The following is a 17,311-nucleotide window of genomic DNA, read 5'->3' on the forward strand; positions in this document are numbered from 1 at the left end:
CGAAATTCCCCTCCTCTATTCTAATACTGCTGGAACACGGATTTGATTATCTTTGTGATCCGGTGCATTTTTTAATACTTCTTCTACTGGTAAACCTTTTTCTGGTACATCTTCACGCATAACATTTTTCATAGTTAATACATGAGTTGTTGGTTTTACGTTTGTTGTATCTAATTCATTTAACTGTTCTGCAAAAGTAACAATTGCATCTAGTTGTTTTTGAAATTTTTCTGCTTCTTGATCAGTAATTGCAAGACGTGCTAAATGTGCTACGTGCTTTACATTCTCAACGGAAATTCTTGACACGGCTAGGCCACCTCCATAATATATCGTTCAATCTACAATACTATTGATGATACCAAATTTTCAGTACTTCAAGCAAGTCAACACACGGTACTTACACCATTTTTACATAAAAAAAGAAAGGCAAACGCCTTTCTTTACGATTTACTCTTTATCTAACGGTTTATTTTTCGGAAATCTCTCGTTATCTTCTTCATTATCACGAATTGTTTTTTGTAATACAAAACAAGACATCGTTAAAAATAATGTTCCAATTAAATAGTATCCTTTTACACTAAGCGTTTCATCTAGCGTATAAATACCAATTAGCATACCTGAAAGCGCACAAACAAATGAAGTCCATGCTAAAAACGTGAACGCTTGCGTATTACGTCTTCTCATCGTTCTCCCCCTCGTTAGCAGTACATCCATTATAGATAAGTATATTTACCATGATGGATTTTTATGTAAATTCTAGTTTTATATTTATAAATCTATCATAAAAGAATACTATTTTAAAGAAAGTTTTCTGCCTAATCTGAAAAAACAATTAAAATCATTGACAATTATTTCTATTCTACATAAAATAAAAATAAATATTACGAACCTCGAAATATACGGGAGTGGAATTAATTGTTGCAATATGAACATTTTTTAGACTTACTGCTAGATAACGCCAAGAAACTTTTCTATCCTGAAGAATGGGTAAGCCTAGATTTAACACTTTCTAAAACAGAAGTATTTTGTTTACTTTGGATGGAACGAAATACAGATATTACAATGACGAAAATTGCTGATCTTCTTGATATACCAATGAGTACAACGACAGGTGTTGTAAATCGCCTTGTAAAAAAGGGATATATTGAACGCTACCGTGATGAAAATGACCGACGTATTGTATTAATTCGTTTAACAGAAAACGGCGTAATACTCGTTCAAGAAGTAAAACAAAATGCAGCCCATTACTTTAGCCTAGTAACAGAAGCATTATCGGAAGAAGAAAAAGCATTTTTACTACAGATCTTCCAAAAGATTATGAATCACATTGCTACATCACAACAAAAAACAGAAGAAAAAGTTTCTACACCTAAAATGAAAAACATTCCGATTGAATAAAACCCTAGCTGGGTTTTTATTCAATTGTTTATTTCGCCACTCGTAATATTCGATACTCGAAACAAAGGGGATATGAATGATGAGAATTATTTTGTATACAGGTAAAGGCGGCGTAGGAAAAACTAGCATTTCAGCGGCAACTGCACTTCAAAGCGCAAAACAAGGATTAAAAACTTTAGTAATGAGCACAGACCCAGCTCATAGTTTAGGAGATTCATTTGGTATAAAACTATCTTCTGAACCATTAGAAATTCGTGAAAACCTATGGGCACAAGAAATTAATACGATTTATGAAATGGAAAAAGGCTGGGGGAAATTACAGAAATATATTACACTACTCTTCACTTCCAAAGCAGCTGATGATATTACAACAGAAGAGTTAACGATGTTTCCTGGTATGGAAGATTTAATTAGCTTACTTCGTGTACTCGATTATTATAAACAAAACACATATGATGTTATTATCATTGATTGTGCCCCAACAGGAGAAACATTAGCCATGCTCAGTTTTCCAGACATGCTCGGCTGGTGGATGGAAAAACTCTTCCCTATTAAAAGAAAAGTTTTAAAAGTTGTTCGTCCTGTAGCGCAACCACTTCTTGGTGTCCCCCTTCCAACCGATGATATTATGGACGAATTAACAAATACACTTGAACAACTTGGAGAAATGAGAGATATTTTATCAAACCGAGACGTAACAAGTATCCGCATCGTTGTAAATCCCGAAAAAATGGTTATTAAAGAGGCTCAGCGTAGCTTTACGTATTTAAATTTATACGATTATAACGTAGATGCGATTATGATTAACCGCGTCATCCCTAACACTGTCATCGATCCTTATTTTCAAGCTTGGAAAGATACTCAAAAGAAATATAAAACATTAATTCAAAATAGCTTTGATCCGCTTCCTATTTACGAAGCTCCAATGTTTGAACAAGAAGTTGTTGGCTTACCTATGTTAGAACGCGTTGGAGATGCTTTATTTAAAACGGATCATTGTCCTACTGAAGTAAAATTTAACGGTCGCACTCAATATGTAAAAAAAGATGGCGATGAATATATTTTCGTTCTGTCCATTCCCTTCTCTAACAAAAGTGAACTTGCATTAAATCAAAAAGGCGATGAACTTATTATTCGGGCTGGTTCTGCAAAACGAAATATCACCCTGCCAAAAACGTTAACGCACCTTTCTATTCAAGGAGCTAAGTTTGAAGATGATGTACTAAACATTCGGTTTGGAGGTGTAGTGCATGCATGAGGAACTACTACGAAAAATAATTCGCACAAAAATAAAAGTCGGGATGCATATATTAGAAGAGCTACCTACTCCAATCCAGCAACAAACTCAGCAAGTACTAAATATTTTGCAAGAGGAACTATCTTCTTATGCTCCCGAACAACCACAACATAATAGCAATTTAAAAAGTATTGTAATTGAATAATTATATCCTTGTAGAAGGCCTTTTCCTATAGGCTTTCTATCCCTTTATTGGAGCTGATGTAAATTGATAAAAACATTTTCTGCAAGACACTTTACTCCTCTTACAATCTGGCTAATTCCCTTTTTATTTTTCATTCATAACCTTGAAGAATCTTTCCAAATGCCACAATATCTTGCTAATCAATTTTCAATTACTTTTATAACTAGCCAACAATTTTCCATTGCGATTTCTATATTGACTCTCTTTGTTTTACTTATCGTCTTTCTATATCAAATAAACATCTTGTCTTCTATATACTGGATTATTTTTATACAAGGGGCAATTTTCTTCAACTCTGTTCAACATATTATTTTGTTTTTCATTTACCGTTCTTATAGCCCTGGCGTAATATCCGCAGTTTTCATTGCCATCTTTTCTATTTTCTTTTTTTTATCCCAAAAACACTTAATTCATAAAAATAAATTCTTAATTACACTCGCTTTCAGCTTATTTTCTTATCCTATTATAATTTGGATTACCTTACTATTCGCTAGCTACTTTCATTCATAAAAAAGACCAGGAAAACTCCTGGTCCATTACTCTACTTAACAAACATTGGATTCTATGTTATACAGAATTGGAAGGTACAGAATTAGGGTTGTTTTGTTTGTTAAGTAGATTATATGTTGAACGAACTAACAGCGGAGGGGTTCCTTCTGTTAGTCCATTAAACCCAATCATTATTTTACGATTTTTTCAAGCTCATCAAGTGAAAGATCTACTGAAATTGAACCATCATTTGTTTCTTTCTTAATTGCATCTGTTACTTCTTTTGAATGATATAATTCAATTACTTTTTTCAGTGTTGGATCATCTTTATCTTTCGTACGAGCTGCGAAAATATTAATATATGGCTTCGCATTTTCATTCTTTGGATCTTCTAAGAAAATTGGATCCTTCGCTGGATCTAATCCAGCTTGACCAGCAACACCGTTATTAATAACTGAAGCTGCTACATCTTTTAATACACGAGGTGTTTGCTGTGCGATAACCGGTGTAATTTTTAACTTCTTCGGATTTTCAGCAATGCCGCTTGGATCTCCAAATAGACCAAAGTCTTTTTTAAGCTTTAATAACCCAGCTGCATCAAGAAGTTTTAATGCACGTGCTTGGTTCGTTGGATCATTTGGAATCGCAATTTCTGAACCATCTGGAATTTCATTTGCTTTCTTATGTTTTTCAGAGTATAAACCCATTGGTGCAATTTGCGTTGTACCAACAGCTGTAATATCTAGCTTATGCTCCTTTTTAAATTGCTCTAAGAATGCAATATGCTGGAATGAATTTAATTCAATATCTCCATCAGCTAACGCTTTATTTGGCGTTGTGTAATCAGAGAACTCAACCAGTTTAACTTTAATTCCTTCTTTTTCAGCTTTTCCCTTTACAATTTCCCAAGCGTTTCCATCCGTTCCAGTTACACCAATGCGAACTGTTTTCTCTTTTGTTCCTGCATCCGAGCAGCCACTTAACGCCGAAATTCCTACAATTGCTGATAATGCAAATGCTAAAATCTTCTTCATTCTCTTTTCCCCCTCTTCCTTTTATGATCTGCGTAAAAAGACTTTCGCAAAGTAGTTTCCTAAGTTTTGAGCTAACTGTACAAGAATGATAAGTAAAACGACCGTTACGAACATAACTGATGTATCAAAACGTTGATAACCATATGTCATTGCTAAATCACCAAGGCCGCCACCACCGACAAGCCCAGCAACTGCAGAAAATTCAATTAAACCAACTGTCATAAATGTAACACCTAAAATTAATGGTGCTAACGCTTCTGGTACAAGGATTTCAAAAACAATTCTAATTGGTGAAGCACCCATCGCTTGCGCTGCTTCAATTACCCCTTTCGGAACAGAAACAAGATTTGTTTCAACCATTCTAGCGATACCAATTGATGCAACTAACGTCATTGGAAAAATTGCTGCCGCCGTTCCGATTGTCGTTCCGATAACACTTCTTGTTAGCGGGCTTAAAGCTACTAAGAAGATGATGAACGGAACCGGACGAATTGTATTAATGATGATATTAAGAATAGAAAAGACCCATTTATTTTCTAAAAAGTTTCCTTTTCTCGTTACATATAAAAGTAAACCTAGAGGTATACCGAGAATTGTAGCGAATATAAGGGTTACAATTACCATTAAGAGGGTATCCCCCGTCGCATCTAGTATGCGCGGCCAAAATATACTCCAATCAACTCGCATGAGCTTCTACCTCCTTCAGCTGCACTTGCAGTCTTAGATGTTGTAATGCTTTTTGAATTTCCCTCTGTTCACCTTGCAATTCTACAAGAAGATTTCCAAATAGCACATTTTGAAGTTCAATAATATTTCCGTACAGTACATTTACATCGACATTATAGTTTTTTGCGATATATGATAGTACCGGCTGTCCTGTCTCCTCACCAGTAAATGTTAGGCGATAAATCTGACCACCATTTTGAATTTTCGCTAAAACACTTTCCGGTAAATGATCATTAATAACAGAACGTACAAAGTTTTGAGTCGTCGTTGTTTTTGGTTGTGTGAAAACATCAAACAGTTTTCCTTCTTCAATAACTTTTCCTTTTTCCATTACAGCTACACGGTGACAAATTTCTTTCACAACATGCATTTCATGTGTAATAAGAAGAATTGTTAAATTATATTCTCGATTTACTTTCTTTAATAAGTTTAGAATTTCTGTCGTTGTTTCTGGATCTAAAGCTGATGTTGCCTCATCACATATAAGAATATCTGGTGATGTTGCGAGTGCTCTAGCGATACCTACACGCTGCTTTTGTCCGCCTGATAGCTGCTCTGGGTAATTGTTTGCCTTATCTTCTAACCCTACAAACTTCAGCAGTTCATTTACTCTTTCTTTTATCTCATTCTTTGGTACTTTCGCTAACTTTAATGGATAAGCAATATTCCCAAACACTGTTCTTGAATTAAATAAATTAAAGCTTTGAAAAATCATCCCGATTCTTTGTCTTAGCTTCCGTAATTCTTTCGTCGATAATGATGTAATATCTTTATCATCTATCGAAATCGTTCCTGACGTTGGTCTCTCTAACATGTTTACTAGGCGTAATAACGTACTCTTTCCAGCTCCACTAAAACCGATAATGCCAAAAATTTCGCCTTTTTCAACCGATAACGTTACATCCTCCACCGCATGAACAGATTGCCCACCTGATTCATATACTTTACTTACATTGTTAAAAGAAATCATTTTTTCCCCTCCTATATGCTGTAAAAACTTGAAGTAGAGCTTTCGAGGTAAAATAAAAAGTGCTCTCCTTCTTATCAACCATAAAGATAAGAAGGAGAGCACTTATATGTACTCGTTCACATCTTCTCATCTTCCAAGCCTTTTATAAGGCTTGCTGGAGTTAGCACGGTATTATAAAACCCGTTGCTGAGGTATCGTAGGGCCAGTCCCTCCACCTCTCTGGATAAGAATGTATCGATTTAATTGTCGTTTAATTAATTCTCATTATAGAACTCAGAATAATAAGAGTCAATACATTTTTTAGAAAAATATTAATTATTTCTTTATTAAAATTTTCAGATGAAAAATTCAAGAAAAAATAGTAATCTTTAAAGTTATGTAAAATTCTCCTCTTGCATATTTTTTAAAAGGATAATCTTCTCTACTAATTGAATACCATTATTTGAATATGAAATTGGAGGAAGGTAAATATATGAAAACAGCTCTTTTACTCGTTGATATTCAAAATGATTATTTTCCACATGGAAAAATGGAATTGCGTAATCCAGTAGAAGCAAGCGAATATGCTAGTCAGCTATTACAATTCTTTAGAACGAAAAACGAACCTATTTTTCATATCCAACATGTAGCAATAAAAGAGGACGCTACTTTTTTCCTACCCAATACAGAAGGTGTACATATTCATGAAAGCGTACGCCCACTTAAAGAAGAAACCGTTATACTCAAACATTATCCAAATAGTTTTCGCGAAACCGATCTTCTAGAGCAATTACAACGTTTAAATATTGAGCACCTCGTCATATGCGGGATGATGACTCATATGTGTATTGATGCTACCGTACGGGCTGCCTTTGATTTCGGCTTGCAATGTACTGTTATACATGATGCTTGTGCGACAAAAGATCTTTCTTTTAAGAATGCTACGATACCAGCTGTTTATATTCATAATACAATTTTAGCTAGTTTAAATGGCGTATATGCAAATGTAATGAGTACAGAGGAGTTTTTAGCTACAAAAAAACACTCTCTTCAGTGAGCAAAACCGAAAAGAGTGTTTCTTGTCAAACCATAGATTTTCTTTCAAATTGTATTATACAGGAAATCCTTAAAATGAATACAAAAAAATGTGACTAATAAGTCAACTTTTCTCATTGTTTTATTTCTATTTACATGTTTATCCCGATATGAATAGGGTTTAGCTAGTTCTATTTGCCTAATGGTAATATATAGCATTTTAAATTCGAACTAGTTTCCCCTATTATTTATCTGTTTGTTTTTGTTTCTTTTTCAAATACTCCGCACGCAATTTTTCAATTTGCTGCTTTTTATCAAATTTGACAGGCGTCTGTTTTTCATGGAACTTTGCGACAGCTACCTGACCTTTGTAATCCAATTGATATTTTCCCACTTTGTTCACCTACTTTTCTTCTCTTTAAAGAGAATCTATTCAACAAATATAATATACCTTATTTTACTGAAATAAACCTTAATACTTAATCAGTTTTTCTACTGACACCTATCTTACTCCACATATAGAAAGTTTTTCAAAAAAAAAGAGATCTTCGCAGACTGCGAAGATCTCTTCTACTATTTCTTATAAAGTTTCAGAAGTAGTTTTTGCTTGCATGTGAAGCGCTAAGTAGTCAGGACCACCAGCTTTAGAGTCTGTACCAGACATGTTAAAGCCACCGAATGGTTGGTATCCTACGATTGCACCAGTACATCCACGGTTGAAGTATAAGTTACCTACGTGGAAGTCTTCACGTGCTTTTTCAATATGATCACGGTTGTTAGAGATAACTGCTCCTGTTAAACCGTATTCTGTATTGTTTGCAATTGCAAGTGCATGGTCAAAGTCTTTTGCTTTACAGAATGCTACTACTGGTCCGAAGATTTCTTCTTTCATTAGGCGAGCATCTTCTGCAACGTCAGCAACGATTGTTGGTTGGATGAACCAGCCTTTAGAATCGTCTCCTTCGCCACCTGCTAAAATTCTACCTTCTTCTTTACCAATTGCAACATAGCTCATTACTTTATCAAATGCAGCTTGGTCATTAACAGGACCCATGTTTGTACCTAATACAGCTGGGTTAGCAACTGTTAATTCTTTCGTTAATTCAACAGCACGATTTAATACGTGATCGTATACATCTTCGTGGATTACTGCACGAGAACATGCAGAACATTTTTGTCCTGAGAATCCGAATGCTGATGCAACGATAGATTTAGCTGCTAATTCAAGATCTGCTTCTTTATCAACAACGATTGTATCTTTACCGCCCATTTCAGCGATAACGCGTTTTAACCAAATTTGGCCTGGGTTTACTTTCGCTGCACGCTCATAAATACGGATACCTACATCACGAGATCCAGTGAAGCTAATGAAACGTGTACGAGGGTGATCTACTAAGTAGTCACCAACTTCAGAACCATTACCTGGTACGAAGTTTACTACGCCAGCTGGTAAGCCAGCTTCTTCTAATACTTCCATGAATTTCGCTGCTACTACAGGAGTTGTACTAGCTGGTTTTAGTAATACTGTGTTACCAGAAACTAAAGCAGCTGTTGTCATACCTGCCATAATTGCGAATGGGAAATTCCAAGGAGAAATGATAACACCTACTCCTAATGGAATGTAAGAAAAACGATTATATTCAATTGGACGGCTTTCTACTGGAATTCCGTCTTTTAATTTCAACATTTGACGACCATAATATTCCATAAAGTCGATTGCTTCTGCTGTATCAGCATCTGCCTCATTCCATGGTTTACCTGCTTCTTTTACAAGAATAGCAGAGAATTCATGTTTTCTACGACGAACGATCGCTGCAGCACGGAATAAAATGTCTGCACGCATTTCTGGCTTTGATTTTCTCCAAGTTTGGAATGTTTCATCCGCTACTTGCATTGCTTTTTCAGCTAACTCACGGCTTGCTTTTGAAACACGACCAACAAGTTCCTCTTTATTTGCAGGGTTTACAGAAACAATTTTGTCTTCTGTAGTGATTTTTTCTCCCCCAATAATTAATGGATAGTCTTGCCCAAGATAAGATTCTACTTTCTTTAAACCTTCTTCAAACGCTAATTTGTTAGCCTCCACTGAAAAATCTGTAAATGGCTCATGTTTGTATGCTACTACCATTATTTTTAGCCTCCCCTTAGAAAAACGTTTACATTTTACAACATTATTCTACACGATAATTTAGATTTATTCAAATATTCCTAGACTTATATTTTAAAAATTAATTAATTTTTAAAATATAATAAAAAAATAGAGTTATACAAATGTATAACTCTACAAAATATGAGTATATTCCAAAACGTTTTTGCTAATCAATAAAATAGTTACTAACAAAAATAAAGTCCTTACATATCCAACACCTTTTTGAACTGCAAACTTCGATCCAAAATAAGCGCCAAAAATCATCGATAACCCCATAATAATACCGTATTCAAAATGAATTACGTCTAAAAATAAAAAAGTGATTAACGATACGATATTACTAACAAAGTTCAAAAGTTTTCCAGATGCTGCCGCTTGAATAAAATCCAAACCAATTAATAAAAATGCAAAAATTAAAAAGGATCCCGTCCCTGGTCCAAAAAACCCATCGTAAAACCCTATCATTAAAATAACAAAGAAAAATATTAATGTTTTTCTTTTCGTCATCTTCTTATAGGTAGACACACTTCCCCAATCCTTTTTCGCAATAATATAAATAGCAATAAATACCAACATTACAAGCACTAACGGACGTAAAATATCTGGAGGAATAAACTTTACTACTAAAGCACCTGCTACTGCTCCTATAACAGTTAACGGGATTAACTTTCCTACAATTTTAAAATCGACCTTTCCCGATCGAATAAAGTAAATCGCACTCGTAAACGTCCCCATCGTTGCAGCTAATTTATTCGTTGCAATTGCCGAAGCTGGTGGTAAACCAACAAACATAAGTGCCGGAAGCGAAATTAATCCTCCACCGCCAACAACTGAATCAATAAAAGCTGCTAAAAAACCGAATACAATTAATAAAATAATGACTTGAAAACTTAATTCATCCATGCCCTTTACCCCTTACCCCATTATTTATAACATTTTAAATTATAACAAAATTACCCAAGAAAAAAAGCCGTTCCATAAAGGAACGGCCCTTCTACTTAATCTAAAATTTTCACATACGGTTCATCTTGCTTCGCTTCACGTATAATAATCGCTTCTGGACGCTCTACAGATTTAATCGTTACTTGTACTTTCATATAATTCGGGAAGTATTCCATAACAAGCCCGGCTACATATTGTGTAAAGCCAATTATTTCTGCTTTCCCATTAAACTGGACAGGAATATCAAGCTTTATTTCTCTTAATTCATCGTCTCTATACATACCAGTACCGATAACAGCTGTATAGTCACCTTGGAAATAATCGCTTAATTTTGCCTTGAAGTTTGATACTCTAGCCAAGTCCTCACGTTTATTATCTGTTTTCGCTTGTTCAGATGGGAACAAATAATATTTCTCATTAATTTGTTTCCAATCCTCAACCGTTTCACTACCTTTTTCGACATTCGCATAAGAAACAAAGTTACCTGGTACGAGCGAAGACTTTGGAGCCTGACGATAAATCGCAAATGTTATCGGAAGGTTTTTTGTCTCAGGATCTTGTTGATGCATAACTTTCAAGATTTCTGGCACCATTTTTTTCCCTTCAGCTAACATCTTTTCATTCGAAATTGCAGCCTCACGCGGATACCCATGCTCTTCCTCATAATAATGAACCGAATTCATTGCTAATCCAACTACAATGCCACTACGCTCATCTTTTTCGCCTTTGTTCACATAATAATCATGCTCTAAAATATTTGAAATATATATTGGATTTTTTTTATTTTTCACTTCTAATGATTCGGATCCTGTACCTAATGCAGGATTTAACCCTATGTTCGGGAATTTAACCGCATCTTTTTTTAATGTATCTTCTAGTTCCTTTTGTTCTGCATCTGTACGTTTTCTTTTAACAAGCATCTGTATATACTGAGTAGTTAGGGATTTTCCGCCTTTGAAAACATTATCTTTCGTACTAAATGATTCTTTCGCAATACGCATTAATCCTGTTTCAAATTCATCTATATCAAGACGATTACTTACTCCTTGCACAACTAAGCCACGTGCGTTTCCTCCCTCAAATGGAATAGTCGTCTTATAATATTCATCCGAAATAGAGTAATTCGGGACGATTGCTTGCTCTTTTGCTTTCCCCGATTTCTCAACCACTTTTTCATCTTTATCGGCACCTGCACTACACCCACTTACAAGTAGACCAAGGCTTAATACCGCTAATGCTATTTTTTTCATGGTAAGTTTGCACCTCTTACTTATTTAGCTCTTGTAAGAACCTCTCTTCATTCCAAACCTCGACATTATGTTTCTCCGCTTGTGCTAATTTCGAACCTGCCGCTTCACCTGCAACAACTAAATCTGTACTTTTACTAACACTTCCTGTTACTTTTCCACCTAATGCCTCAATCTTTTTCTTCGCTTCACTACGTCCCATAACTTCTAATTTCCCTGTTAAAACGACAGTTTTTCCTGCGAAGTACGACTCAACGTTTTGTAAATCAGCAATTTTCATGCCTTTATATGTCATGTTCACGCCGTATTCTTTAAATTGTTGTAATAACTCTAATACGTCTTCATTATCGAAATACGTTACTACGGATTGAGCCATTTTTTCACCAATTTCATTAATTGCTTTTAGTTCTTCTTCCGTTGCCTTCACAAGCGCATCCATCGTTTCGAAATGCTCTGCAAATGTACGTGCCGCTTTCGCTCCAACATGGCGAATACCAAGACCGAATAATAATCGCTCTAATGAGTTTTCTTTAGAATTCTCAATTGCTTGTACTAAATTCGTTGCTGATTTTTCTCCAAATCGTTCTAGCTGTAATAATTGCTCTTTCGTCAACGAATATAAATCAGCAAATGTACGAATATAATCTGCCTCAAAGAGTTGTGTAATGACACGTTCTCCAAGTCCATCAATATTCATTGCATTTCTTGAAACGAAATGGATTAACCCTTCTCGAATTTGAGCAGGACAAGTTGGATTTATACAACGAAGTGCTACCTCTTCTTCTAAACGAACTAGTTCACTCTCACATGCTGGGCAATGCGTTGGCATATGATATTCTTCTTCCTCACCAGTACGCTTATCGAAAATAACATTCACAACTTCAGGAATAATATCTCCAGCCTTCTTCACAACAACGTAGTCACCAATTCGAATATCTTTTTCACGAATTAAATCTTCGTTATGTAAAGAAGCACGACGAACGATCGTACCAGCCACTCGCACTGGCTCTAGCTCTGCAGTCGGTGTTACAACCCCTGTACGACCAACACTTAATTCAATGCCTGTTAATCTTGTTACAACTTCTTCAGCTGGGAATTTATAAGCAATTGCCCATCTTGGACTCTTTGCTGTAGTGCCTAGACTTTCTTGAAGAGCAACATCATCTACTTTTATAACGATCCCGTCAATCTCATAATCAAGATGCGGACGTTTTTCTTGCCATTCTTCTACATAAGCTATAACTTCTTCAATTGTTTCACATGTGCGTCGATTTGGATTTGTTTTGAATCCAAGTTCACCTAAGAAATCAAGCGATTCACTATGTGATAGGATTGTTTTTTCTTCTACATTCGCAAGACCGTATACAAACATAGATAAGTTACGCTTCGCTGCAATTTTCGGGTCAAGTTGGCGGATTGAACCTGCTGCCGCATTACGCGGATTCGCAAATACATCTTCACCATTTTGCTCTTTTTCTTCATTTAACTTAACGAATGAACGCTTCGGCATATAAGCTTCGCCTCGTACTTCTAACGTTACTTCTTCATTTAAACGAAGCGGGATTGCTTTAATCGTTTTTAAATTTTGAGTAATATCTTCACCTGTTACACCATCACCACGTGTTGCCCCTTGAATGAAGCGTCCTTTTTCATAATGAAGTGAAACTGCAAGTCCGTCAATTTTTAATTCGCATATATATCTTACATTCGCATCATCAATTCCTTGACGTACTCGTCGGTCAAAATCACGTAAATCTCCTTCGTTAAATGCATTTCCCAAACTTAACATCGGTGACTTGTGTGTTACTTTTTCAAATATATCAAGAACCGTTCCCCCAACGCGAACGGAGGGAGAATCTTCACTCATAAACTCTGGGTTCTCTGCTTCTAATTTTATAAGCTCCTGCATATTACGGTCATACTCCGCATCAGAAACAGAAGGATTGTCTAACACGTGATATTGATAGTTAAATGTATTTAACAAATCACGTAGTTCTTCTATACGTTTTTTTGCTATCTCTTTTGACATATCCTCATTCCTTTCCTATTGTTTCGTCACAGGTGCAAATTTTGCTAACAAGCGTTTAACACCAATTGGGCTTGGGAACGCAATATCTAATTCTTTTGCATCACCTTCACCTTTTACACTTACAACTGTACCGATTCCCCATTTTTGGTGGGAAGCTTTATCGCCTACTGCCCAGCCGATTTGTTCGCCGCCTGTCGTCTTAGCTGCAGGACGCGCGAAAGCTGAGCAAGAACGTGTTGTAGTTGTAGTTGTCGTTTTACTGCTACTTGCCACTCTTCCTTTTGCACCAAACGAAGTTTCACGCTTCGGCGCTGTTTCATTTAATGATTCCACTAGTTCTGTCGGGATTTCTGTAATAAATCGAGATGCGGCATTCATACTTGTTCTACCAAATAAAGTACGCATTTGTGCATTAGATAAATACAACTCTTCTTCTGCACGAGTAATACCTACATAAGCAAGACGACGCTCTTCTTGCATTTCATCTTCTTCCATTAGAGAACGAGTATGCGGGAATATTCCTTCCTCTAAACCAACAATAAAGACAACTGGGAATTCTAATCCTTTCGCTGAATGCATCGTCATTAAAATAACTTCCTCACCAGCAGTTGGGTCTTCATCTACACGATCAATATCTGCAACAAGTGCTAAGTCTGTTAAGAATGCAACAAGACTCTTATCTTCGCTTTGAGATTCAAATGTTTGCGTAACAGATAAAAACTCATCTAAGTTCTCTAGACGACCTTCTGCTTCTAACGTACGCTCATTTTTCAACATATCGCGATAACCTGTTTTCTCAATAACTTCTTCTACCAATTCTGTAACAGATAAATACTCTTGCATATTTACCCAGTTGTGTAATAAACCTGCGAATTCCTTTACTGCCTTTGTAACCTTTGCACTTACTCCAACATGCTCAATCTCATCGAATACAGCTGTTAATGAAATTCCATTTTGTACACCGTAATTAATAATTTTGTCGATAGAAGTCGCACCAATTCCACGCTTTGGCACGTTAATAATACGTGCGAAACTAATCTCATCATCTGGATTACCAATTAAGCGTAAATACGCCAAAATGTCTTTAATCTCTTTACGGTCGTAGAACTTCGTACCGCCGACAATTTTGTAAGGAATATTAGATTTCAGGAAAATCTCCTCGACCATACGAGACTGCGCATTTGTACGATATAACACTGCAAAATCAGTATATTTTCGTTTTCCCATTTGAATATCGTCGCGAATTTTTTTCGCCACAAAGTATGCTTCGTCCTTTTCCGTTGCAGCACGATAGTAAGAGATTTTGCTTCCAACTTCATTATCTGTCCATAATTTCTTCGGTTTACGATTCGTATTTCTTTCAATGACAGCATTCGCTGCATTTAAAATATTTTGTGACGAACGATAATTTTGTTCTAACAGAATAACTTGCGCATTCTCATAATCTTTTTCAAATGACAAAATGTTAGAAATGTCCGCACCACGCCAGCGATAAATTGACTGATCTGAGTCACCTACAACACATAAATTTTTAAAACGTGCTGCCAAATGTTTAACAAGAAGGTACTGCGCTTTGTTCGTATCTTGATACTCATCCACGTGAATATACTGGAATTTACGCTGATAAAACTCTAGCACTTCTGGAACACGTTCAAATAGTTGAATCGTCGTCATAATTAAATCATCAAAGTCTAGTGAGTTATTTTTCAAAAGACGTTTTTGATATTCTGTATATACATCGCTCGTTAATTTTTCATATGGATCAGCAATTGTAATTTTCTTTGCATATTTATCCGCAGATAACAATTCATTTTTCGCATTACTAATACCAGCTAAAATAGAGCGCGGTTCAAATTTCTTCGGATCAATATTGCGCTCTTTCATAATTTTTTTGACTACAGTTAACTGATCACCTGAATCTAAAATTGTAAAATTACGATTAATACCAATGCGATCGATATCACGTCGTAAAATACGTACACACATAGAGTGGAACGTAGAAATCCAAATATCTTCAGCTTCTGGTCCGACAAGTGTATCAATACGCTCGCGCATTTCACGAGCGGCTTTATTTGTAAAGGTAATAGCTAGTACATTCCATGGTGCTACTCCTTTTTCACCAAGTAAATACGCAATACGATGTGTTAACACACGTGTTTTACCACTGCCTGCGCCTGCCATTAATAGAAGTGGTCCGTTCGTTGTTTGTACTGCTTTTTGTTGCTGCGGATTTAAACCATTTAATAATCTATCTGTCATACTCATATATGCCTGCACCTACTCTCCTTTTACTGCTTTAACCGTTTTTAACGCTGCTTTTATATCATCATAAATAATATTTCCGACAACTACTGTATCAGCATACTGCGCCATTTCCTTCGCTTGTTCAGCATTAGAAATACCACCGCCATAATATAACTTAGCTTGTTTCAATTCTGCTTTCACATTTTTAACAAGTTCAACATCTCCATACGTACCGCTATATTCTAAATAAAATATCGGTAAACGTAATAGCTTGTCTGCTAAACGCGCGTATGCAATTACATCATCTTCTGTTACATCACACTTTGCCTCTGTAAGCTGGGCTACTTTCGCTTCAGGATTTAAAACACAATATCCTTCCATAAAAATTTCGTCCCAATCCATAATATCCCCAAATTCTTTCAAAGCCTCATGATGAACGCCTGTTACCCATTCCACCTTTCGGCTATTTAAAACGCTTGGGATATAATAAAAATCGAATCCTGGTGTAATTGCTTCCACATCAGAAACCTCTAACACACAAGGAACTGCATATCTACGAATGCTAACTAGCATGTGTAGTACATTATCAATTGTCACCCCATCACTTCCGCCTACAATAACAGCATCTGTTCCAGACTCACAAATCATTTCTAAATGTTCGTCACTTAATTCCTTATTCGGATCAAGCTTAAATACATGTTTCCATCCGGAAATATCGTACATGAAAACACCCTTTCTTTTCTCAAGTTGTATATATTTCTGTTTAAAATAACAGTTTATTTTCATCATTATTGTTTTAACTTCATCTTAAATATTTGTTTAAAACGGAGAATTAAGTTTGGAATTACCTCTTCCATATTTTTTAAACTAGAGGATTTAATTTTGAAGTTCCTTTTATGCATTCTTTCATTATAACAAAAAAAGTTACTTACACACACGCACATTCCAACATCTTTTTCCACGTCAAATGTTGGATTACATATCCGAAAAATCAAAAGGGATACTAATAAAAGAAATAGTATTATCTATTTCAACTTTCATAAAAGGAGTGTTTTTCTAATGAAGCAAAATATCGGTACAATAAATGCCCTAATTCGAATTACACTCGGACTTGTCCTCTTCGGTTGTAGTGCAACGAAACTCGTGCGCAAACCTTGGTGCACTTGGTCTAACATTTTGCTATGGATTGGTGCAATGAAAGTTGCAGAGGGAATTGTTCGTTTCTGCCCTATTGTTGAAATGTGGAAATTCGGAAAATACATGAATATGGGGGCATTTAAAATGCCTAGCATGGATTTTGCTAAAAAGGGACATACTAAAGAAGAAGCGAATCAAACTTCCAATCACGACAAACCACAGTCAAATGGAAGTTATGACGCTTCTGACAAAGAGATTGAGTCAGCGATTGAAGATATAATCCTGGCAAAACCGCTTTGAATCATTTGTCACGATGCAAGATGCTCTCAAAGGGACTTAGCTGCTGCAGTGGGCGGTTAAGTCTTCTTTATTTTACCACGAAACAGAACATACATTCTTATTTTAAGCATTTAAATATACATAATTAATAAAATTCAGAAAATTAGGTGTA

Annotated in this window: 18 protein-coding genes and 1 riboswitch; of the genes, 6 read left to right on the forward strand and 12 right to left on the reverse strand. The window is 35.7% G+C overall.

Annotated features, from left to right (window positions below; genetic code table 11):
- Nucleotides 1-15: 15 nt before the first annotated feature.
- Together gatC and QCI47_RS26305 are read right to left on the reverse strand one after the other, a co-directional pair.
- The gene (gatC, locus tag QCI47_RS26300; protein ID WP_000087000.1) at nucleotides 16-306 is read right to left on the reverse strand and encodes an Asp-tRNA(Asn)/Glu-tRNA(Gln) amidotransferase subunit GatC; all 291 of its coding nucleotides are present in this window, start codon (nucleotides 304-306) and stop codon (nucleotides 16-18) included.
- 141 nt (nucleotides 307-447) lie between these two features.
- The gene (locus QCI47_RS26305) at nucleotides 448-684 is read right to left on the reverse strand and encodes a YiaA/YiaB family inner membrane protein (RefSeq protein WP_001254393.1); all 237 of its coding nucleotides are present in this window, start codon (nucleotides 682-684) and stop codon (nucleotides 448-450) included.
- Nucleotides 685-915: 231 nt separating this feature from the next.
- Here QCI47_RS26305 and QCI47_RS26310 point away from each other — a divergent pair, with 231 nt between their 5' ends.
- The 4 genes from QCI47_RS26310 (at nucleotide 916) to QCI47_RS26325 (ending at nucleotide 3,389) form a co-directional block, all read left to right on the forward strand.
- Nucleotides 916-1,398, forward strand: coding sequence for a MarR family winged helix-turn-helix transcriptional regulator (locus tag QCI47_RS26310; RefSeq protein ID WP_000942473.1), 483 nt, complete (start codon nucleotides 916-918; stop codon nucleotides 1,396-1,398).
- 76 nt (nucleotides 1,399-1,474) lie between these two features.
- Entirely contained in the window at nucleotides 1,475-2,656 is a 1,182-nt protein-coding gene (locus QCI47_RS26315; RefSeq protein WP_001992482.1) for an ArsA family ATPase, read from the forward strand.
- Complete coding sequence (locus QCI47_RS26320; RefSeq protein WP_001992432.1) at nucleotides 2,649-2,840, forward strand: DUF3926 domain-containing protein; 192 nt, start codon at nucleotides 2,649-2,651, stop codon at nucleotides 2,838-2,840. The genes QCI47_RS26315 and QCI47_RS26320 overlap by 8 nt, the downstream gene beginning before the upstream one ends.
- Nucleotides 2,841-2,903: 63 nt before the next feature.
- The gene (locus QCI47_RS26325; RefSeq protein ID WP_076867578.1) at nucleotides 2,904-3,389 is read left to right on the forward strand and encodes an HXXEE domain-containing protein; all 486 of its coding nucleotides are present in this window, start codon (nucleotides 2,904-2,906) and stop codon (nucleotides 3,387-3,389) included.
- 170 nt (nucleotides 3,390-3,559) lie between these two features.
- Here QCI47_RS26325 and QCI47_RS26330 read toward each other — a convergent pair whose 3' ends face one another.
- The 3 genes from QCI47_RS26330 to QCI47_RS26340 are packed head-to-tail and all read right to left on the reverse strand — an operon-like array spanning nucleotide 3,560 to nucleotide 6,098.
- Nucleotides 3,560-4,402, reverse strand: a complete 843-nt coding sequence (locus tag QCI47_RS26330) for a MetQ/NlpA family ABC transporter substrate-binding protein (RefSeq protein ID WP_076873995.1) — start codon at nucleotides 4,400-4,402, stop codon at nucleotides 3,560-3,562.
- 21 nt (nucleotides 4,403-4,423) lie between these two features.
- Entirely contained in the window at nucleotides 4,424-5,089 is a 666-nt protein-coding gene (locus QCI47_RS26335; RefSeq protein WP_001983923.1) for a methionine ABC transporter permease, read from the reverse strand.
- Nucleotides 5,079-6,098, reverse strand: a complete 1,020-nt coding sequence (locus tag QCI47_RS26340; RefSeq protein ID WP_001992420.1) for a methionine ABC transporter ATP-binding protein — start codon at nucleotides 6,096-6,098, stop codon at nucleotides 5,079-5,081. Before QCI47_RS26340 ends, QCI47_RS26335 begins: the two co-directional genes overlap by 11 nt.
- A 123-nt stretch (nucleotides 6,099-6,221) precedes the next feature.
- A riboswitch (SAM riboswitch) is annotated at nucleotides 6,222-6,328 on the reverse strand.
- A gap of 242 nt (nucleotides 6,329-6,570) precedes the next feature.
- Between QCI47_RS26340 and QCI47_RS26345 the strand changes: the two genes are divergently transcribed.
- Nucleotides 6,571-7,134 carry a cysteine hydrolase family protein gene (locus QCI47_RS26345; protein ID WP_000844901.1) on the forward strand — a complete coding sequence of 188 codons (564 nt, stop codon included), beginning with the start codon at nucleotides 6,571-6,573 and terminating at the stop codon, nucleotides 7,132-7,134.
- A 222-nt stretch (nucleotides 7,135-7,356) separates the two neighbouring features.
- Here the strand turns inward: QCI47_RS26345 and QCI47_RS26350 are convergent, their stop codons facing one another.
- The 7 genes from QCI47_RS26350 to pcrB all read right to left on the reverse strand — a co-directional run bounded on the left by QCI47_RS26350 (nucleotide 7,357) and on the right by pcrB (nucleotide 16,446).
- Nucleotides 7,357-7,515, reverse strand: a complete 159-nt coding sequence (locus tag QCI47_RS26350) for a hypothetical protein (RefSeq protein WP_001045034.1) — start codon at nucleotides 7,513-7,515, stop codon at nucleotides 7,357-7,359.
- 177 nt (nucleotides 7,516-7,692) lie between these two features.
- Nucleotides 7,693-9,240: an L-glutamate gamma-semialdehyde dehydrogenase gene (pruA, locus tag QCI47_RS26355; protein WP_000259550.1), complete on the reverse strand. Its 1,548-nt coding sequence runs from the start codon at nucleotides 9,238-9,240 to the stop codon at nucleotides 7,693-7,695.
- 153 nt (nucleotides 9,241-9,393) lie between these two features.
- Complete coding sequence (locus tag QCI47_RS26360; protein ID WP_061130641.1) at nucleotides 9,394-10,164, reverse strand: TSUP family transporter; 771 nt, start codon at nucleotides 10,162-10,164, stop codon at nucleotides 9,394-9,396.
- Between the two features lie 95 nt (nucleotides 10,165-10,259).
- A complete protein-coding gene (locus tag QCI47_RS26365; RefSeq protein ID WP_000717039.1) occupies nucleotides 10,260-11,453 on the reverse strand; it encodes a CamS family sex pheromone protein in 1,194 nt (397 codons plus the stop codon).
- Nucleotides 11,454-11,469: 16 nt separating this feature from the next.
- Nucleotides 11,470-13,479: an NAD-dependent DNA ligase LigA gene (gene ligA, locus QCI47_RS26370; protein WP_000031446.1), complete on the reverse strand. Its 2,010-nt coding sequence runs from the start codon at nucleotides 13,477-13,479 to the stop codon at nucleotides 11,470-11,472.
- A 15-nt stretch (nucleotides 13,480-13,494) separates the two neighbouring features.
- The gene (gene pcrA, locus QCI47_RS26375; protein WP_353811989.1) at nucleotides 13,495-15,744 is read right to left on the reverse strand and encodes a DNA helicase PcrA; all 2,250 of its coding nucleotides are present in this window, start codon (nucleotides 15,742-15,744) and stop codon (nucleotides 13,495-13,497) included.
- Nucleotides 15,745-15,756: 12 nt separating this feature from the next.
- Nucleotides 15,757-16,446: a heptaprenylglyceryl phosphate synthase gene (gene pcrB, locus QCI47_RS26380; protein WP_242302600.1), complete on the reverse strand. Its 690-nt coding sequence runs from the start codon at nucleotides 16,444-16,446 to the stop codon at nucleotides 15,757-15,759.
- Between the two features lie 336 nt (nucleotides 16,447-16,782).
- On the opposite strand from pcrB, the gene QCI47_RS26385 reads away from it, so the two are divergent.
- Nucleotides 16,783-17,160 carry a YgaP family membrane protein gene (locus QCI47_RS26385; RefSeq protein WP_000812349.1) on the forward strand — a complete coding sequence of 126 codons (378 nt, stop codon included), beginning with the start codon at nucleotides 16,783-16,785 and terminating at the stop codon, nucleotides 17,158-17,160.
- The last annotated feature ends 151 nt before the right edge of the window (nucleotides 17,161-17,311 follow it).

The sequence above is a fragment of the Bacillus cereus group sp. RP29 genome, from assembly GCF_040459765.1.
GTDB lineage: Bacteria > Bacillota > Bacilli > Bacillales > Bacillaceae_G > Bacillus_A > Bacillus_A paranthracis.

Coding starts and splice junctions, on each gene's coding strand:
- pcrB (WP_242302600.1), bottom strand. CDS start 16,446: ATGTACGATATTTCCGGATGGAAACATGTATTTAAGCTTGATCCGAAT.
- QCI47_RS26315 (WP_001992482.1), top strand. CDS start 1,475: ATGATGAGAATTATTTTGTATACAGGTAAAGGCGGCGTAGGAAAAACT.
- QCI47_RS26340 (WP_001992420.1), bottom strand. CDS start 6,098: ATGATTTCTTTTAACAATGTAAGTAAAGTATATGAATCAGGTGGGCAA.
- pruA (WP_000259550.1), bottom strand. CDS start 9,240: ATGGTAGTAGCATACAAACATGAGCCATTTACAGATTTTTCAGTGGAG.
- QCI47_RS26385 (WP_000812349.1), top strand. CDS start 16,783: ATGAAGCAAAATATCGGTACAATAAATGCCCTAATTCGAATTACACTC.
- ligA (WP_000031446.1), bottom strand. CDS start 13,479: ATGTCAAAAGAGATAGCAAAAAAACGTATAGAAGAACTACGTGATTTG.
- QCI47_RS26365 (WP_000717039.1), bottom strand. CDS start 11,453: ATGAAAAAAATAGCATTAGCGGTATTAAGCCTTGGTCTACTTGTAAGT.
- QCI47_RS26345 (WP_000844901.1), top strand. CDS start 6,571: ATGAAAACAGCTCTTTTACTCGTTGATATTCAAAATGATTATTTTCCA.
- QCI47_RS26320 (WP_001992432.1), top strand. CDS start 2,649: ATGCATGAGGAACTACTACGAAAAATAATTCGCACAAAAATAAAAGTC.
- pcrA (WP_353811989.1), bottom strand. CDS start 15,744: ATGAGTATGACAGATAGATTATTAAATGGTTTAAATCCGCAGCAACAA.
- QCI47_RS26335 (WP_001983923.1), bottom strand. CDS start 5,089: ATGCGAGTTGATTGGAGTATATTTTGGCCGCGCATACTAGATGCGACG.
- QCI47_RS26305 (WP_001254393.1), bottom strand. CDS start 684: ATGAGAAGACGTAATACGCAAGCGTTCACGTTTTTAGCATGGACTTCA.
- QCI47_RS26360 (WP_061130641.1), bottom strand. CDS start 10,164: ATGGATGAATTAAGTTTTCAAGTCATTATTTTATTAATTGTATTCGGT.
- QCI47_RS26330 (WP_076873995.1), bottom strand. CDS start 4,402: ATGAAGAAGATTTTAGCATTTGCATTATCAGCAATTGTAGGAATTTCG.